Below are 15,273 nucleotides of genomic sequence, written 5' to 3'. Positions count from 1 at the left end.
GACGCTGCCTTTTTCTTATTTTAGAGGGCTAAAAAGCTCCGAACGCTGAACCTAAACTTCTGACACTCAGTACAATTGAAATGATAAACACCATTGCCGCTAACAGGTTTTGCCACCAGGAATTGCGATTCTGACCCAATAAACTTCCCCAGCTCAACCACCATAAAAAGCCCACAATAACAGGCAGCAAAATCCCATTAGCGACCTGCGCAAACCAAATAACGGTGACAGGCTCTATGCCAAGGCTGGAAATAGCTACGCCCAACACCAAAATACTCAACCAGACCGTCCTAAAGGCCCTGCTCTTCAAATTCACTGACCACCCCATAATACCATTTAGCGCATAGGCGCTTGCTAAAGGGGCCGTTGTCGCCGAAGAAATTCCCGCAGCAAACAGACCAATTGCCATTAGATACGTTGCGGCATCACCAAACAGAGGCTCTAAGGAGACGGCTAAATCGGCAGCACTGGAAATTGTAATTTGGTGACCAAAAAACGCCGATGCGGCAGTCGCCACAATTGCCATGGATATTAAGCCGCCTAATGGAATGGAAACAAATAAGTCGCGACGAACTGCTGGCAAATCACTGGTTGACTGCCATTTTTTAGAAATGCTGGAGGCATGAAGAAAGATATTATAAGGCACAACCGTTGTGCCAATGAGCGCAACCACAGTAAGCGTCGCTCCCGAAGGCATGCTGAGCACGAAAATACCGTTAAATACACCAGCCCAGTCAGGATCGGTCAAAAAGAACGTACCTAGAAATGCGATACTCATAAGGAGCACCATGGCAATTAACGACTTCTCGATAACCCGAGCATTACCCGACCAAAGTACCAGAAAGGCCACAACACCAATAACCACTGCCCAGGCATTGCTTAGCCATTTATCAACTAATGGCACAGGACCTAGCAGTTCAAAAGCTCCTAAACTCGCACCAGATAAGTTTCCGCCCTGGTAAACGCTGTTGCCAATGGCTATTGCACTGAAAATAAGCAAAAGAGCTAACCACCGCAACCAGCCCGCGGTCAGGTTATTTCGGATATTCTCGCCCAGCCCAGCTTGAGTCACTAACCCAATGCGAGCCGACATTTCTTGCAAGATAAGACAAGCGAAAACAGAAAAAACTAAAGCCCATAACAAAGCATAGCCATAATTAGCACCGGCTAACGACGCCGTAACAACAGTTCCGGGGCCGATGAAAGCGGCAGCGACCAGCGCGCCGGGGCCAAACTGAGATAGCTTCATGAGGGGTCTTGAGGCGCTTCAGGACCCTCAATGGTTTCCATAGAGATCCATTTATTACTTAATGCCTCAGACAAGTCGGTTTCCAGTATTGCCTGGGCCTCTTCATAAGACACATGCAACTCAGTAACCCCACAAGCACGGTTTCTTCCGTGCGCTTTGCCCATATACAACGCCATATCAGCAACCTGAAGTACTTTTTCCCAATCCATTTGTTTCTCTGAAACACCCGAGAAAGGTAGGCGAATAAAACCAATAGTGGTTGTCACTGGAATTTCATAACCTTCATACCTAACAGGCTTTTTAGCCAGTTCATTCAGTATGCGCTCACTCAGCTCTTTTAGGTTTTCATCATCGACATTGCGAACCAGGAATAGAAACTCCTCCCCGCCCCAGCGTATCAGTTTGTCGCTGTCTCGGCAGATCATCTGCAGGCGTCGGCTAACTTCGGCCAACACTTCATCCCCCGCTGCATGCCCGTATTGATCGTTTATGCGTTTGAAAAAGTCGAGGTCAAGCAGAATTAAGCCATCGGACTGAGTCGCGGCATCACGGCGCTCGCCATGTTTCTTGCGCTCATCCATTTCTTTTTGCAGTGCGCGCCTATTCCACAAGCCTGTGAGCGGGTCTTTTAAGGACTGATCGGCCAACATACTGTTCGCCGCTTTTAAGCGTAGGTTCGCTTTTCGTGCTTTTCGATACATGATGAATACGAAAACAGTAGCAAATAACGCCACAACACCAAGCAACAACCAAATCATATTCCGCTGTTGGTTTATTTCCAACAATTGCTCTTTAAGTTCATTTTGACGTTCTAATAACTCAATTTGTTGCTCTTTGTCTTTGGTTTCATAAAGTTGTTGCAGGTTTGCGAGGTTTTTTTGCTGATCGCTTTGGTAGTGCTCCTTTGACAACGCAACCTGCTCTTTTAGAGTTTCTGCTTGTTTCTGATATAAGCCCGCAAATTCGTAAGCCTGAGCGAGTTCACCTAACATCGCTTCCACTTTTTTTGTTAACTCTTCGTCCCTGTAAAATTGAACGGCATCCGTCATTTCTTTTAGGCCCGCCTCAGTATTCCCCTGATGCACCTCAACAAACCCTAAATTAAAATGTATAGTTTGAGCCATCCAAACATCTTCAACCTCTTCAGCAAGCTCTAGCGCTTCTAGTAAATGGCTGCGTGCCTTCTCCCAGTCTTCTTCATACATGTAATGATCGCCGAAATTATTCAGAATTGTCGGCAGCAAATAAATTCGGTCACCACTTTCGGCAGTATCATAGGCTTTTCTTAATGAATTCAGAGAGGCTTCCCTGTTACCCATACCGGCTTCTATATAAGATTTTTGAAGGTAGAAGTCCGGTAAATCATAAGTTAAGCCATTCTGTTTAGCATGCTCTATCGCTTTGTTAATGGTGCTTAGAGCACCTTCCCAGTTCTTCAGTTCGGACTGAATAACAGCGATAGAATAGTCTAGGTACTGCTGACGAATAGGGGTTCTTTCGTTGTTGGTTTCGCTAACAGCTTCCTGAGCAGCGAGCAAGTGACGCAGGGCATCGTCATACCTATTCCAGTCAGCATAAACACGAGAAATACGGTTGTGTGCAAAGTATCTAAGACGAGGCATGCGTGCGCTGGAAAGGTGAATCTCTATATCACTAAGTAATAAAAATGCTTCACCGTACTTGCCTTCGTATTGGACCAGTTCCAGCTGTGTTGCTAAAGCTTCCACTTTTACATCAGCTAGCTCTGTATTTTCAGCAAGATTAAATAATTTATCCAGCGTTTCAAAAGCAAGCTCTGTATTGCCTTCATAATAGTGCCAGTAAGCTTCATAGCTCAACGCTCTGGCGCGAGTTGCAACCGGGGTTTCGCTAGAGATTTTTTCAAGAACGCCAAAAAGCAACGCTTTGGAATCGACGCCTTCTTCACCGCTAGTCGTAAGATACTTATCGAGCTGCTTCTCTATCGCCATATCAACCGGCACTCCGTTGATATTCTCAATAGGTGCCTGGTTTGCCTTAACCGCAAAGCTAAGTAGCAGCAATAATGACAAAGTAGCCCAAAAGTGAGCCCATTTATTGTTATTTTTATGCATGGGAACGACGTCGTTTCGTTTATAAATTAATCGCCGAGTTTACCCGAATTTTAACCATTGCACAAAATATACATCTGCGATAAAACGGATGTTATGACAGAAACAAAAATTAATTGGTCGAACGTTCTAAAATCGGGTCAGCGCATCTTTATCGGCTCTCATGCTGCGGTGCCAACAGCCTTAATTGACGACCTGATAGAGAACTCAAAAGATCTGCACGATATTGAAATTGTGCAGCTTATGACGCTGTCCGATAACAAATGGGCAGAGCCGCAATATCAGCAACTTTTTAAGGTAAATACCTTTTTTATCGGTGGCGGTACAATTCGCAAAGCTGTCAACGAAGGCCGGGCTGATTACACGCCAAGCTTTATTTCAGACATACCCAACCTGTTCAATAATGGGATTTTGCCACTGGATGCGGCGTTGATTATGGTTGCTCCGGGCGATAAGTATGGCTATCACTCAATGGGTGTATCAGTTGATGTGGTAGCGGCTGCAGCTAAATCCGCAAAAACCGTGATAGCTCAGGTTAACCCGCAAATGCCTGTCACTTACGGACAGTCGTTTTTACACGAAAATCAAATTAACTACTTTTGGGAGCATTCCTCACCCTTGCCGGAACTGGCGCCGCCAGAGCACGACAATAGCAAAATCATTGAGCGTATTGGTCAATATATTTCCTTGCTGGTTGAAGACGGCGCAACCTTACAGGTAGGTATTGGCAATATTTGTGCAGCCGCTTTGAGATACCTCAGTAATCATAAAGATTTAGGCATTCATAGCGAACTGATTACCGACGATGTCATGCATTTGATGCTGAAAGGCGTCATTAATAATCGCAAGAAAACCTTTCACCCGAATAAAATTGTGACGAGTTTCTGCATGGGGTCAAAAGCCCTATACGACTTTGTCGATCACAACCCCCACGTAGGCTTTTATCCGAGTGAATACGTCAACTCGCCCGCTAATGTCGCACGTAACGATAAGTTAGTGGCGATAAACAGTGCTATTGAAGTCGATTTAACCGGACAAATCGTGTCGGACTCTATTGGACATCAATTTTACAGCGGTATAGGCGGGCAAGTGGACTTCAGCCGAGGGGCTTCCTTAAGTAAAGGCGGTAAACCAGTTATCGCTCTTCCCTCAACCACCAACGACGGTAAAGTCTCCCGCATAGTTCCCTTTATAAGAGAAGGGGCTGGCGTAGTTACCACTCGTGGCCACGTTCACTATGTGGTCACAGAGTTTGGGGTCGCTTCATTGCGTGGCAAAAGTATCCGCGAGAGAGCTATGGAGTTAATTCGGGTAGCTCACCCTAAATTCCGTAGTCACTTATTGCAGGAGGTTCGTAAACACTACTGGGTGCCACATTATCAGCAACAAACGCCGGTTGATGTGCCGGAGCTTGGCGACATTGGCTTTAAAAAGCTGAAAATCAACGGCGAAAATTTCGATCTGCGCCCGCTATACCCATCTGATGAACGTCGCCTGCAGGAATTTTTCTACTCGCACACTAAAGAAACGCTGCAATTGCGCTACAACGCCGTGCCCACTAGCATGAGTCGTGAAAAGTCCTGTAACTTAGTCAGTGTTGATCAATCTAAAGACCTAGCACTCTGTATTGTTCACCAAAAAGGTTCAGCCGTTCAAATTCAGGCCGTTGGGCGTTACTACTACATCGAGTCGCAAAATAGTTGCGAAGTTGCTTTCGTGACCCGCGAGAAATACCAGGGCCGCGGCATGGCGGGCAAGCTCTTAGATGAAATGATCCGCATAGCCCGGGAGCGCGGCCTGGACAGTATGCAAGCCTACGTATTAGCCGCGAATAAACCCATGTTAAGTGTGTTTGAACGGGGCGGCTTCAAACGCCTGCCCAGTGAAGAGCCCGGTGAGGTTTTGCTAAAACTCGACCTTAAAGAAGGCAGTGAATAAATTATGTCGATAGTCGTATTCAGTCACGATGACTGCCTTAAACACATACCCAACGAGCAGCACCCCGAGTGCCCTGCCCGTATTGAAGCTATTAATGACCAACTCATTCGCTCCGGGCTCGACTTCGTTCTCATACGAAAAGAAGCAACAGAAGCGCCCTGGGAAGCTATTCAAGCAGCGCATTCGCAAGCACATATCGACTTTATTCGTGCGGAAATTCCTGAGTACGACCATGAATGGATAGATCCGGACACCTTAGTGACACCAGGTAGCTTAACCGCCGCCTTGAAAGCAGCCGGGGCGGCAGTTAATGCGGTTGACGATGTCATGACCACCCTCAACAAACAGGCTTTTTGTGCCGTTCGCCCACCCGGCCACCACGCTACGCGCTCAAAAGCCATGGGCTTTTGCTTATTCAACAACATTGCCGTTGCGGCGTACCACGCTATTGAAAAACACGGGCTTGAGCGCGTTGCTATTGTCGATTTTGACGTACACCACGGCAACGGTACCGAAGACATAGTTCAGGGTGATGACCGTATCTTGTTCTGCTCGTCATTCCAGCAGGCCTTCTACCCATTCACCGGCGAAGACAGCAGCGCCAGCAATGTACATAACGTGCCACTGCCGGCTGGCTGCAAAGGCGAACAATGGCAACAAGCCGTTTCAGAGAAATGGTTCCATGCCCTCGACCAATTCCAGCCTCAACTGGTGCTTATTTCTGCCGGCTTCGATGGTCACGCAGAAGACGACATGTCCCAGTTTCTACTGAAAGAAGAAGACTACCACTGGATAAGCGTTAAGCTGAAAGAAATTGCCGACAAACACTGTGACGGTCGTATCGTATCTACGCTCGAAGGTGGGTATAATCTCAGCGCGTTAGGCCGCAGTGTTGTTGCGCATTTAAAAGGCCTACTCTAAGCGCACCTCTATTCTTAAAACATTCATAAAAAAGAGTCGAATATTATGGGATTAGTTCTTAAACTTGTGGCGGGCATTGTCGCCGGTATTCTTATTGGGTTATACATGCCAGAATGGGTCAGCCAACTTCTGCTGACTTTCAAAACACTGTTCGGTCAGCTGCTGTTCTTCACTATCCCATTACTTATTTTGTTCTTTATTACCAGCGGTATTGCCAGCTTACCGAGCAACTCCGGAAAAATGCTGGGTAAAACCTTAGGCATTGCTTATGCCTCAACCGTTACAGCTGGCATTGTTGCGTTTTTCGCTGCCAGCATTGTCGTTCCCTGGCTGACAACCGACGCTCAGAGTGTTTCTACAGAAGCCAAAGCCACTATCGAACCCTTTATTGAACTGTCAGTTCCACCGCTAATGGAAGTCATGTCTGCTTTGGTTTTAGCCTTTATTTTTGGTTTAGGCATAGCCAGTACCAAAGCGGAGAATTTGAAAAAGCTCTCTGATCAAGGCCGTGACATTATTGAGCTGCTGCTGGTTAAAGTTATTATTCCTTTATTGCCGCTGTATATCGCTGGCATTTTTGCGGAAATGGCTGTTGCCGGTACCGTCTTTAACACGCTCAAAACCTTTGGCGTTATTCTGATACTCGCCGTTGCCCTACACTGGGTTTACATTACCTCTATGTACATTATGGCGGGTATCAAAACCGGTCGTTCGCCGCTGTTTTTGATCAAAAACATGTTGCCGGCGTATTTTACCGCACTAGGTACTATGTCTAGCGCCGCCACGATTCCAGTCACCCTGCAGAGCGTACGTAAAAACAGAGTCAATAACGACGTTGCCAACTTTACCGTGCCACTTTGCGCTACCGTGCATTTAGCCGGCTCCACCATTACCATTGTCAGCTGTGCTGTTGCGGTTATGGTGCTGCATAACTCCCTCGCCATTCCCGGGTTCTTTACCATGCTGCCGTTTATTTTAATGTTGGGTATTGTCATGTTAGCTGCACCGGGTGTTCCAGGCGGTGCGGTTATGTCGGCGGTTGGCCTGTTAGGTTCCATGCTGGGTTTCGGCGAAACCGCCGTCGCCTTAATGATAGCCTTGTACATGGCACAGGACAGCTTCGGTACCGCCTGTAACATTACTGGTGATGGCGCTATTGCGATGTTTGTGGACAGCTCGAAGAAGAGTCAGTGAAAACCTTCAAACTCGGTTAGTCGCTAGTGCGTTTAGAAATTTATATACACGCACTAGCGATTAAAATTTGATTTACACGTAAATGCGTATAATACTGTTCTTAAACGGACTCGCGTTTAGGAATAGGTATGAAAATTACAAGCCCCCACGCGTTAGCGGTTCATTTAAAAGATGAAAGAAAACGACAAAGTTTAAGTCAGGCAAAAGTTGCTGAATCTGTTGGTTTAAGACAGGGCACTGTCTCAAGCTTTGAGCTTTCTCCTGAGAAAAGCCAAATAGATACGTTATTTCGGCTTCTATCAGCGCTGGGGTTAGAATTAAGCATTAAGAGCAAGGAAAACGCTCAGGAAAACAACACTGAACACTCATGGAACGAGGAATGGTAATGGATAAACTCGATATTTATATGAACGGGTTGCTGGTCGGTGAGCTGCACCGTAGTAACTCTGGCGCCCACCGTTTTACTTACAGTATCAACTGGCTCGAGACACCGGGCGCCCGCCCCATTTCGTTATCAATGCCTCTAACAAGGAACGCCTACGAAGGTCCTGAAGTCATCAACTTTTTCGATAACCTTCTGCCCGATAGCCAGGAAGTTAGAGACAGGATTGTTGCACGCTACCGAGCCGACTCGAAACAACCTTTCGATCTTCTCAAAGCAGTAGGCCGAGATACAGTAGGCGCTTTACAGTTTTACCCTCAAGGGGAACAACCTGGCAATATAAAGACAATAAACTACCAGCCTCTGAATGAAAGCAAGCTAGAAAAGGCTCTTCTAACTCTCACAAAGACAGAAGAACTTTTATGGCAGCACAGGTGCTATTTTTTCTGCTAGGAGCAACCGACGGGCACGCTAAAAACTTTTCTGTGTTTATAGAGCCAGGGGGTGGTTTCAAGTTAACTCCGCTTTACGACATTCTTTCTGCGTACCCAGCAGTCGGTGGTCAAGGGCTTCATTTAAGAGACTTAAAACTCGCTATGACACTTAAAGGCTCAAAAGGTCGAAAGTCAAAGCTTTTCCAGATTTACGGGCGTCATTTCATCAGTTCGGCAAAGGAAGCGCAGTACAGCCTAAAACAGATGCAGGACGTTCTTAAGGTAATGTATGAAAGCACAGATAACGTTATTGAAAAGGTTAGTAAGCGCTTACCCAAACACTTTCCAATGAAAGTTGCAGAGCCTATTTTTGAAGGTCTTAATCGTCGAAAAGAGAGACTTATTAGCTGACTTTTAGATAAAAAAATTGGAGCGGGAAACGAGATTCGAACTCGCGACCCCAACCTTGGCAAGGTTGTGCTCTACCAGCTGAGCTATTCCCGCGTATTGGTACTTTGCAGTATTCTGGAAAGTCTGACGTTGGAGCGGGAAACGAGATTCGAACTCGCGACCCCAACCTTGGCAAGGTTGTGCTCTACCAGCTGAGCTATTCCCGCTTCGTCAGTGCGGCGTGTATTCTACTGATACCACCGATAAGGTCAATAGTTTTTGCGCCGCAATTGGCTTATTTGCTGAAAAAATGTTCTCTGTAATGTTTCAGCTCATCGATAGACTCTCGAATATCTGCCAAGGCCTCGTGCGCGCCGGACTTTTTGAAGCTATCCGCTACTTCTGGCTGCCAGCGCTTTGCCAGTTCTTTTAACGTGCTCACATCGAGGTTACGGTAATGGAAAAACGCTTCGAGATCCGGCATATGACGTGCTAAAAAACGACGATCCTGGCAGATACTGTTACCACACATAGGCGATACGCCAGCATCGATATGCTGCTGCAAAAATTCAATGGTTGCTGCCGCTGCAGTACGCTCGTTATGCTGACTTTTTTGCACGCGTTCGACGAGACCTGAGCCGGTATGGGTTTTCACATTCCAGGCGTCCATGCGATCGAGGTATTTCTTGGGTTGATGAACGGCAATAACCGGGCCTTCGGCAATTGTATTGAGTTCAGCGTCCGTAACAATGGTCGCTACCTCAATAATGTGGTGCTCTTCCGGCACCAAGCCGGTCATTTCCAAGTCTATCCAAATTAAGCGTTGTTTCTTATCGTCTTCAGCCATTACCCTGCTCTCTCAATGCAATTTGTTGTATGATAGCGTCATTTAAAGCTCGACAACAGGTTATCCCGATTGGCAAAACGCAAACGTCTCAATAAAGGTCAGCAACGCCGTGTGTCGGCGAATCAAAAAAAGCGGCTGAAAGGTAATGACGTCGAATGGAACGACGGCCAGCTTAATGCGCCTGAAACAGGCCGTGTCATTAGCCGTTTTGGACAGCACGCTGATATTAGAGATGAGCAGGGCAATACCTATCGTTGTCATATTCGCCGTGTGGTCGACAGTTTAGTCTGTGGAGACATTGTTCAATGGGCTCGGGCAACGACTGAGCAGCAAGGTATGCAAGGCGTTGTCATCGCAGTACACGAGCGCCAAAGCCTACTTTCACGTCCGGACTATTACGACGGCCTGAAGCCTGTGGCTTCCAATATTGACCAAATTTTTGTCATATCCAGCGTACTGCCGAGTTTCTCATCACAAATTATTGATCGCTATTTAGTGGCATGCGAAGACATAGGCATTGAGCCTATTATTGTGCTTAATAAAGCCGACTTGCTCGACAATATCGACAACGAAGAAAAAGCGCATATTGAGCAACGTTTAGCTGACTATCAGAATATTGGCTACACGGTGCTTCGGGTCAGCAGTACAACCGGCGAAGGGCTTGAAACACTTAGACAGCGGCTTAAAGACCATGTCTCTATTGTTGTCGGACAATCGGGTGTCGGGAAGTCATCGCTGGTCAATCAGCTACTGCCTGAAGTGAACGCCGAAACCAAACAAGTGTCAGATAATTCCGGGCTAGGCCAGCACACAACAACGGTAGCAACCTGGTACGACTTAGCCGAGGGCGGTGCGCTTATCGACTCGCCCGGTATTCGGGAGTTCTCATTATGGCACTTGGAGCCAGAGCGTGTTGCCTGGTGTTATGTCGACTTTCGTGACTATTTAGGCGGCTGCAAATTCCGGGACTGCAAACATGCAGAAGACCCGGGCTGCGCATTACAAGAGGCTGTCAGCAAGAATGCATTGCACGACTGGCGCCTTTCTAATTATCATCGCATTATTGAAACGATGAAAACACAGAAACCCAGTAGGGTCATTAGAGGTAATTAACTGTGGCAAAAACCGATAAAGCCAAAATATTCTTTCAGCACGTTATGCCGAAGCACCTTATTTCCCGCTTGATGGGAAAATTTGCAGCGGCACGTGCCGGATGGTTCACACAGACATTCATCCGTTGGTTTATCCGTCAATACAAAATTGATATGAGTGAGGCTATTGAAGAGTCACCGCAAGCGTATAAAACCTTTAATGACTTTTTCACGCGCCGTCTGAAGCCCGAACTAAGACCATTAAAGGCGGATGATGACGAGTTGGCACATCCGGTAGACGGTGCAGTCAGTCAGCTTGGCGAAATTAAAGACGGGCGTATATTCCAGGCCAAAGGTCACGACTACTCGTTAAAAGAGCTGCTAGGCGGCAGCGAAGAAGATGCCAAACCCTTTATGAATGGCGATTTCGCGACCATTTATCTGGCACCGAAAGACTATCACCGTATTCATATGCCATGCGATGGCGTGCTCAAGAAAATGGTTTACGTACCGGGGGACCTTTATTCAGTGAACCCGCTCACAGCGGCCAATGTGCCCAATTTATTTGCTCGTAATGAGCGTGTTGTGGCTATTTTTGACACAGAAGTTGGCCCCATGTCGATGGTTCTGGTTGGCGCCACTATTGTTGCCAGTATTGGTACAGTCTGGTCCGGCACTGTGACACCGCCAACTGGTGGACGCATTCAAAGCTGGTCTTATCCGGCATCTGGCCCTGCGGCTATACACCTTAAGAAAGGTGAAGAAATGGGTCACTTCAAATTAGGCTCGACCGTGGTGCTGACGTTTGCCAAGGATGCTATAGAGTTTGATGATGACCTTGAGCCTCGCTCTACAACTCGCATGGGTGAGGTCATGGCAAAAATAAAAACAGAAACTAAAGAGAGTGACGATTGATTTTATGGGCTCACCGGGGCGCAAGTTACGAAGCCCCGGAAAACACACTAGCGGCCTTTACGCGCGCCATGGATTCCGGCGTCCATGGCATCGAGCTCGATGTTTACGGCATTGACGGCGAGCGCTTCGTCTTTCACGACCGCTACCTCGAGCGCCTCACCGCAACGCCTGGTCGCTTAAAAGACTTATCTGCCGAGCAATTAAAGCAACTAAAAATATTTGGACAACAACCCATACCAACGCTGCGCGATGCCCTCAAACACATTAATGGTCACTGTCATGTGAACATTGAGCTAAAAGGCGACATTCCGACTCGCGAATTGCTTAAAGATGTGGATTTCGCACTAACCAATACGAGCTTTTCGCAAGAGCAGCTTTTGTTTTCATCGTTTAACCATCATTGGTTGCAACGCCTCAAAAAGCGTCGCCCCGATGCCCTTATTGGCGCTTTAAGTGCCAGCTGTCCGTTAACTTACTGCCAGTTTGCGGAGGATCTTAACGCTTATTCCGCCCACTTTGCTGTGGACTTTGTGACTAAAGAACTTGTCGAAGACGGACATGAACGGGGACTTCAGGTGTATGTCTACACGGTCGACGAAAGACACGATATTGAAGAGCTGCACGAAATGGGCGTTGATGGCATTTTCACGAACCATCCAAGCTTTGCACAAAATGTCATTGCCGGCTTAACGACTGCCGGCAATGATCCTATCTTGCACTATTAACTGTGGTGGTCCGGATACTCTTCCTGCATTGACTCCAGCTTGCGCGTAATTGCCATCGGTGAACTGGTCTTCTGAGCCAGTGCAATGTAAAGCGCAGGAATGACGAACAAGGTTAAGAACGCCGATACCGCCACACCGGCAAAGATGACCGTACCAATAACCTGACGGCTTTCAGCGCCCGGCCCTGAGCCAAGAATAAGCGGCATAGCACTCATGAGAGTCGTGAATGCAGTCATCACAATAGGGCGCAAACGCTGACGCGAAGCCCGCAGCACCGCCTCTTTAAACTCAACACCGGAGTCACGAAGCTGGTTCGCAAATTCAACAATCAAAATACCGTTTTTGGCAGCCAAACCAATAAGCATGACAATACCAATTTGGCTGTAAATGTTGATACTCATGCCCGTTACGTAAAGACCTATGAGAGCACCCACAATCGCCATTGGAACCGCTAGCATGATGACCAACGGATGTATAAAGCTTTCAAACTGAGCGGCTAGTACCAGGAAGGTAATAACCAACGCTAAGCCGAATACAAAGACGATAGAGCTGCCACTTTCTTTATAAAGCTGCGACTCACCTTTGTAGTCAACAGAAACGTCTTCAGGCAACTTCTCCTGAACCACCCCTTCCAGATAGCTCAAGGCTTCACCCAGCGAGTAACCGTCCGCCAGGTTCGCTTCTATGGTCACACTGCGCATGCGGTTATAACGATTCAGTCGCGCTGAAGTTGCCTGCTCAGTAACGCTGACTAAGTTTGAAAGAGGAATAAGCTCGTCACTTTTGCGCGAACGCACATAGATATTATCGATAGCGCTTGGGCTGCGGTAGTCTGCTTTCTCACCTTCGAGCATAACGTCATACTCTTCACCTCTATCGAGATATGTGGTGACACGGCGCTGACCCAGCACGGACTGTAGCGTAATACCAATATCCTGAACCGACACACCTAAGTCCGCCGCACTGGCTTCATCCACTTCAATAAGCAGTTGCGGCAACGTTTCTTTATAGTCGCTGTCCAGGTTTTGCAGCCCTGGGTTCGTTGACGCCTCTTCGATAACGATATCGCGAAACTCCGCCAGGCGCTCATACGTGTTACCTTGCAACACAAACTGTACCGGTCGACCTCCGCCGCCGCTAATGCCACTGCGCATGAAGGCAAAAGCCTGCACGCCAACAACCGAGTTAAGCTGCTCTCGCATTTCTTCCATTAAGTCAAAGCTTGACCAGTCACGTTCATCAAATGGCACTGCGCCAACAATGGCGATACCGGCACTGCCGCCCCAACCCGGTGCACGAACAATTAAGCGGTCAATTTTGCCTTCGTCAATATATGGCAGAAGTATTTGCTCAATTTCATCCATGTGTCGTGAGCTCGACTCAAAGCTGGCACCTTCGGCACTGTTTACACGGATATAAAAGGTTCCGCGGTCTTCCGGTGGCGCAAACTCTTGCGGAATAAAACTAAACAACCCATAAGCAACAACACCTGACATTACGACTAAAACTACCGCCATTAGCGGGCGCTTCACGCTTTTTTCAAGAATGTTGCCGTAGCCGTTTTCCAGCCAGTTAAAGGTCGCATCAAAAGCCCGACCAAACTTACTGGTTCGCTCTTTTTTGCTGAGTACTTTGGAGCTCAACATTGGGGTTAGCGTCAGTGCTGCAATACTTGAGAAAGCGACCGCCGCAGCTATGGCTAAAGCAAACTCGGTAAAGAGCTTACCAATGTTCCCTTCCAGAAACGCCAAAGGTACAAACACGGAAATAAGCACTAATGTGGTTGCTATAACGGCAAAGCCAACTTCTCGCGCGCCCCTGTAAGCGGCCAACAACGGCGGCTCGCCTTCTTCGATACGTCGGTAAATGTTCTCTAACACGACAATGGAGTCATCAACCACAAGGCCTATCGCCAATACCAGCGCCAGCAAAGTCAGAAGGTTGATAGAGAAGCCCAACGCGAATAGCACAATGTAAGAGGCAATTATGGCGACAGGTACCGTTAACGCGGGAACTATGGTCGCCCGTACATTCCCCAAAAACAGGTAAATCACGACAATAACCAGCGACATCGCTACGGCTAAGGTGTTGTATACCTCATCCACTGACCCCTGTATGAATATCGATGAGTCGTAGCTTGGCGCCAAATACATGGTTTCCGGAAGTGTTTCCTGTATGTTCTCCATTTCCCGGTGAACATTATTCACCACTTCCAGCGTGTTGCCCTTGGACTGTTTAATAATGCCAATACCGACCATATTCACGCCATTACCGCGGAAGTCGGTTTTATCGTCCTCGGCGCCGAGTTCTACCCGGGCAACCTCCCCTAAACGAACAAGGTAACCATCATCGCCCTGGCGTATTACAAGGTTTTTAAAGTCTTCCGGCGCCAGGTAAGCCCGGGCCATTCGAACCGAAAACTCCCTGTCTGTTGACTCAACCTCACCGGCCGGTAATTCAACATTCTCTTCACGCAACCGGTTAACAATATCAGTCACCGTCACACGCCGTGCCGCCATTGCATCGCGGTCTAACCAAACACGCATGGCATAACGGCGGTCACCACCGATTACCACTCGCGCTACCCCGTCAGCCACCGACAGCCTGTCCACAATGTACCGTTCAGCGTAGTCGGTCAGCTCAAGAATGGACATGCTTTCACTGCGCAGGTTGTACCAAACGACCGTACTTTCGTCGCTGGAGGCTTTTGACACTTCAGGCGGGTCGGCTTCTTCAGGCAGGTTATCGAGCACACGCGATACGCGCTCACGAACGTCGTTCGATGCCGCATCAATGTCACGGGTTAAATTAAATTCGATACTGATACGCGAGCGGCCATTACTGCTACTGGAGCTGATATTTTTAATGCCCTCAATGCCACTGATGCGGTCTTCCACAAGTTGAGTGACCTGCGTTTCCACAACTTCGGCGGAGGCTCCCGGGTAATCGGTATCAATGGAGACAATTGGGCGATCGATATCAGGGTATTCACGCAGCGGCAGCATCGTGAACGCAACAATACCAAACACCAATAAAAGTATGTTTAGAACCGTCGCAAATACCGGACGTTTAACAGAGAGATCAGACAACAACATAA

13 protein-coding genes and 2 tRNA genes are annotated in these 15,273 nt (G+C 47.7%); 9 read left to right on the top strand and 6 right to left on the bottom strand.

From position 1 onward, the window contains the following. Positions 1 to 28: 28 nt before the first annotated feature. Together B3850_RS11835 and B3850_RS11830 are read right to left on the bottom strand one after the other, a co-directional pair. Positions 29 to 1,249, bottom strand: coding sequence for an Nramp family divalent metal transporter (locus B3850_RS11835; protein ID WP_054491309.1), 1,221 nt, complete (start codon positions 1,247 to 1,249; stop codon positions 29 to 31). After that, complete coding sequence (locus B3850_RS11830; RefSeq protein WP_286872038.1) at positions 1,246 to 3,342, bottom strand: tetratricopeptide repeat-containing diguanylate cyclase; 2,097 nt, start codon at positions 3,340 to 3,342, stop codon at positions 1,246 to 1,248. Before B3850_RS11830 ends, B3850_RS11835 begins: the two co-directional genes overlap by 4 nt. Before the next feature lie 93 nt (positions 3,343 to 3,435). Between B3850_RS11830 and B3850_RS11825 the strand changes: the two genes are divergently transcribed. The 6 genes from B3850_RS11825 (at position 3,436) to B3850_RS11960 (ending at position 8,619) form a co-directional block, all read left to right on the top strand. Then, positions 3,436 to 5,277, top strand: coding sequence for a bifunctional acetyl-CoA hydrolase/transferase family protein/GNAT family N-acetyltransferase (locus B3850_RS11825; RefSeq protein ID WP_273270041.1), 1,842 nt, complete (start codon positions 3,436 to 3,438; stop codon positions 5,275 to 5,277). 3 nt (positions 5,278 to 5,280) lie between these two features. Further along, positions 5,281 to 6,198, top strand: a complete 918-nt coding sequence (locus B3850_RS11820) for a histone deacetylase family protein (protein WP_286911774.1) — start codon at positions 5,281 to 5,283, stop codon at positions 6,196 to 6,198. A 45-nt stretch (positions 6,199 to 6,243) separates the two neighbouring features. Then, positions 6,244 to 7,392 carry a dicarboxylate/amino acid:cation symporter gene (locus B3850_RS11815; RefSeq protein ID WP_286872043.1) on the top strand — a complete coding sequence of 383 codons (1,149 nt, stop codon included), beginning with the start codon at positions 6,244 to 6,246 and terminating at the stop codon, positions 7,390 to 7,392. A gap of 128 nt (positions 7,393 to 7,520) precedes the next feature. Then, positions 7,521 to 7,778 carry a helix-turn-helix domain-containing protein gene (locus B3850_RS11810; RefSeq protein ID WP_053954328.1) on the top strand — a complete coding sequence of 86 codons (258 nt, stop codon included), beginning with the start codon at positions 7,521 to 7,523 and terminating at the stop codon, positions 7,776 to 7,778. Then, complete coding sequence (locus B3850_RS11965) at positions 7,778 to 8,227, top strand: HipA N-terminal domain-containing protein (RefSeq protein WP_339612207.1); 450 nt, start codon at positions 7,778 to 7,780, stop codon at positions 8,225 to 8,227. Before B3850_RS11810 ends, B3850_RS11965 begins: the two co-directional genes overlap by 1 nt. Further along, the gene (locus B3850_RS11960) at positions 8,197 to 8,619 is read left to right on the top strand and encodes a HipA domain-containing protein (protein WP_339612206.1); all 423 of its coding nucleotides are present in this window, start codon (positions 8,197 to 8,199) and stop codon (positions 8,617 to 8,619) included. The genes B3850_RS11965 and B3850_RS11960 overlap by 31 nt, the downstream gene beginning before the upstream one ends. 17 nt (positions 8,620 to 8,636) lie before the next feature. On the opposite strand, the gene B3850_RS11800 is transcribed toward B3850_RS11960, so the two are convergent. From B3850_RS11800 to orn, 3 genes are all read right to left on the bottom strand, one after another. Further along, a tRNA-Gly gene (locus B3850_RS11800) sits at positions 8,637 to 8,712 on the bottom strand. Positions 8,713 to 8,749: 37 nt separating this feature from the next. Next, a tRNA-Gly gene (locus B3850_RS11795) sits at positions 8,750 to 8,825 on the bottom strand. Between the two features lie 68 nt (positions 8,826 to 8,893). Next, complete coding sequence (orn, locus tag B3850_RS11790; RefSeq protein WP_058578412.1) at positions 8,894 to 9,445, bottom strand: oligoribonuclease; 552 nt, start codon at positions 9,443 to 9,445, stop codon at positions 8,894 to 8,896. 69 nt (positions 9,446 to 9,514) lie between these two features. Between orn and rsgA the strand changes: the two genes are divergently transcribed. Genes rsgA through B3850_RS11775 form a run of 3 tightly spaced genes read left to right on the top strand, consistent with a single transcriptional unit; the run spans position 9,515 to position 12,176 of the window. After that, positions 9,515 to 10,558 (top strand): small ribosomal subunit biogenesis GTPase RsgA, encoded by a 1,044-nt coding sequence (gene rsgA, locus B3850_RS11785; RefSeq protein ID WP_286872047.1) that lies wholly within the window; start codon positions 9,515 to 9,517, stop codon positions 10,556 to 10,558. A 44-nt stretch (positions 10,559 to 10,602) separates the two neighbouring features. Then, the gene (gene asd, locus B3850_RS11780) at positions 10,603 to 11,451 is read left to right on the top strand and encodes an archaetidylserine decarboxylase (RefSeq protein ID WP_286872057.1); all 849 of its coding nucleotides are present in this window, start codon (positions 10,603 to 10,605) and stop codon (positions 11,449 to 11,451) included. Then, complete coding sequence (locus B3850_RS11775) at positions 11,448 to 12,176, top strand: glycerophosphodiester phosphodiesterase (RefSeq protein WP_286872050.1); 729 nt, start codon at positions 11,448 to 11,450, stop codon at positions 12,174 to 12,176. The genes asd and B3850_RS11775 overlap by 4 nt, the downstream gene beginning before the upstream one ends. On the opposite strand, the gene B3850_RS11770 is transcribed toward B3850_RS11775, so the two are convergent. Then, positions 12,173 to 15,271: an efflux RND transporter permease subunit gene (locus B3850_RS11770; RefSeq protein ID WP_058578415.1), complete on the bottom strand. Its 3,099-nt coding sequence runs from the start codon at positions 15,269 to 15,271 to the stop codon at positions 12,173 to 12,175. The genes B3850_RS11775 and B3850_RS11770 overlap by 4 nt on opposite strands. Positions 15,272 to 15,273: the final 2 nt, after the last annotated feature.

Source organism: Idiomarina sp. UBA4520 (assembly GCF_002388365.1).
In the GTDB taxonomy this organism is placed as follows: Bacteria; Pseudomonadota; Gammaproteobacteria; order Enterobacterales; family Alteromonadaceae; genus Idiomarina; species Idiomarina zobellii.
The sequence above is the reverse complement of the archived record's forward strand: the minus strand, read 5'-3'. Positions and strand labels throughout refer to the sequence as shown.

Bases quoted from the DNA above. Each gene is read 5' to 3' on its own strand.
- B3850_RS11830 (WP_286872038.1), bottom strand. From the start codon at position 3,342: ATGCATAAAAATAACAATAAATGGGCTCACTTTTGGGCTACTTTGTCA.
- orn (WP_058578412.1), bottom strand. From the start codon at position 9,445: ATGGCTGAAGACGATAAGAAACAACGCTTAATTTGGATAGACTTGGAA.
- B3850_RS11960 (WP_339612206.1), top strand. From the start codon at position 8,197: ATGGCAGCACAGGTGCTATTTTTTCTGCTAGGAGCAACCGACGGGCAC.
- B3850_RS11815 (WP_286872043.1), top strand. From the start codon at position 6,244: ATGGGATTAGTTCTTAAACTTGTGGCGGGCATTGTCGCCGGTATTCTT.
- B3850_RS11965 (WP_339612207.1), top strand. From the start codon at position 7,778: ATGGATAAACTCGATATTTATATGAACGGGTTGCTGGTCGGTGAGCTG.
- B3850_RS11820 (WP_286911774.1), top strand. From the start codon at position 5,281: ATGTCGATAGTCGTATTCAGTCACGATGACTGCCTTAAACACATACCC.
- B3850_RS11810 (WP_053954328.1), top strand. From the start codon at position 7,521: ATGAAAATTACAAGCCCCCACGCGTTAGCGGTTCATTTAAAAGATGAA.
- B3850_RS11770 (WP_058578415.1), bottom strand. From the start codon at position 15,271: ATGTTGTTGTCTGATCTCTCTGTTAAACGTCCGGTATTTGCGACGGTT.
- asd (WP_286872057.1), top strand. From the start codon at position 10,603: ATGCCGAAGCACCTTATTTCCCGCTTGATGGGAAAATTTGCAGCGGCA.
- B3850_RS11835 (WP_054491309.1), bottom strand. From the start codon at position 1,249: ATGAAGCTATCTCAGTTTGGCCCCGGCGCGCTGGTCGCTGCCGCTTTC.
- B3850_RS11825 (WP_273270041.1), top strand. From the start codon at position 3,436: ATGACAGAAACAAAAATTAATTGGTCGAACGTTCTAAAATCGGGTCAG.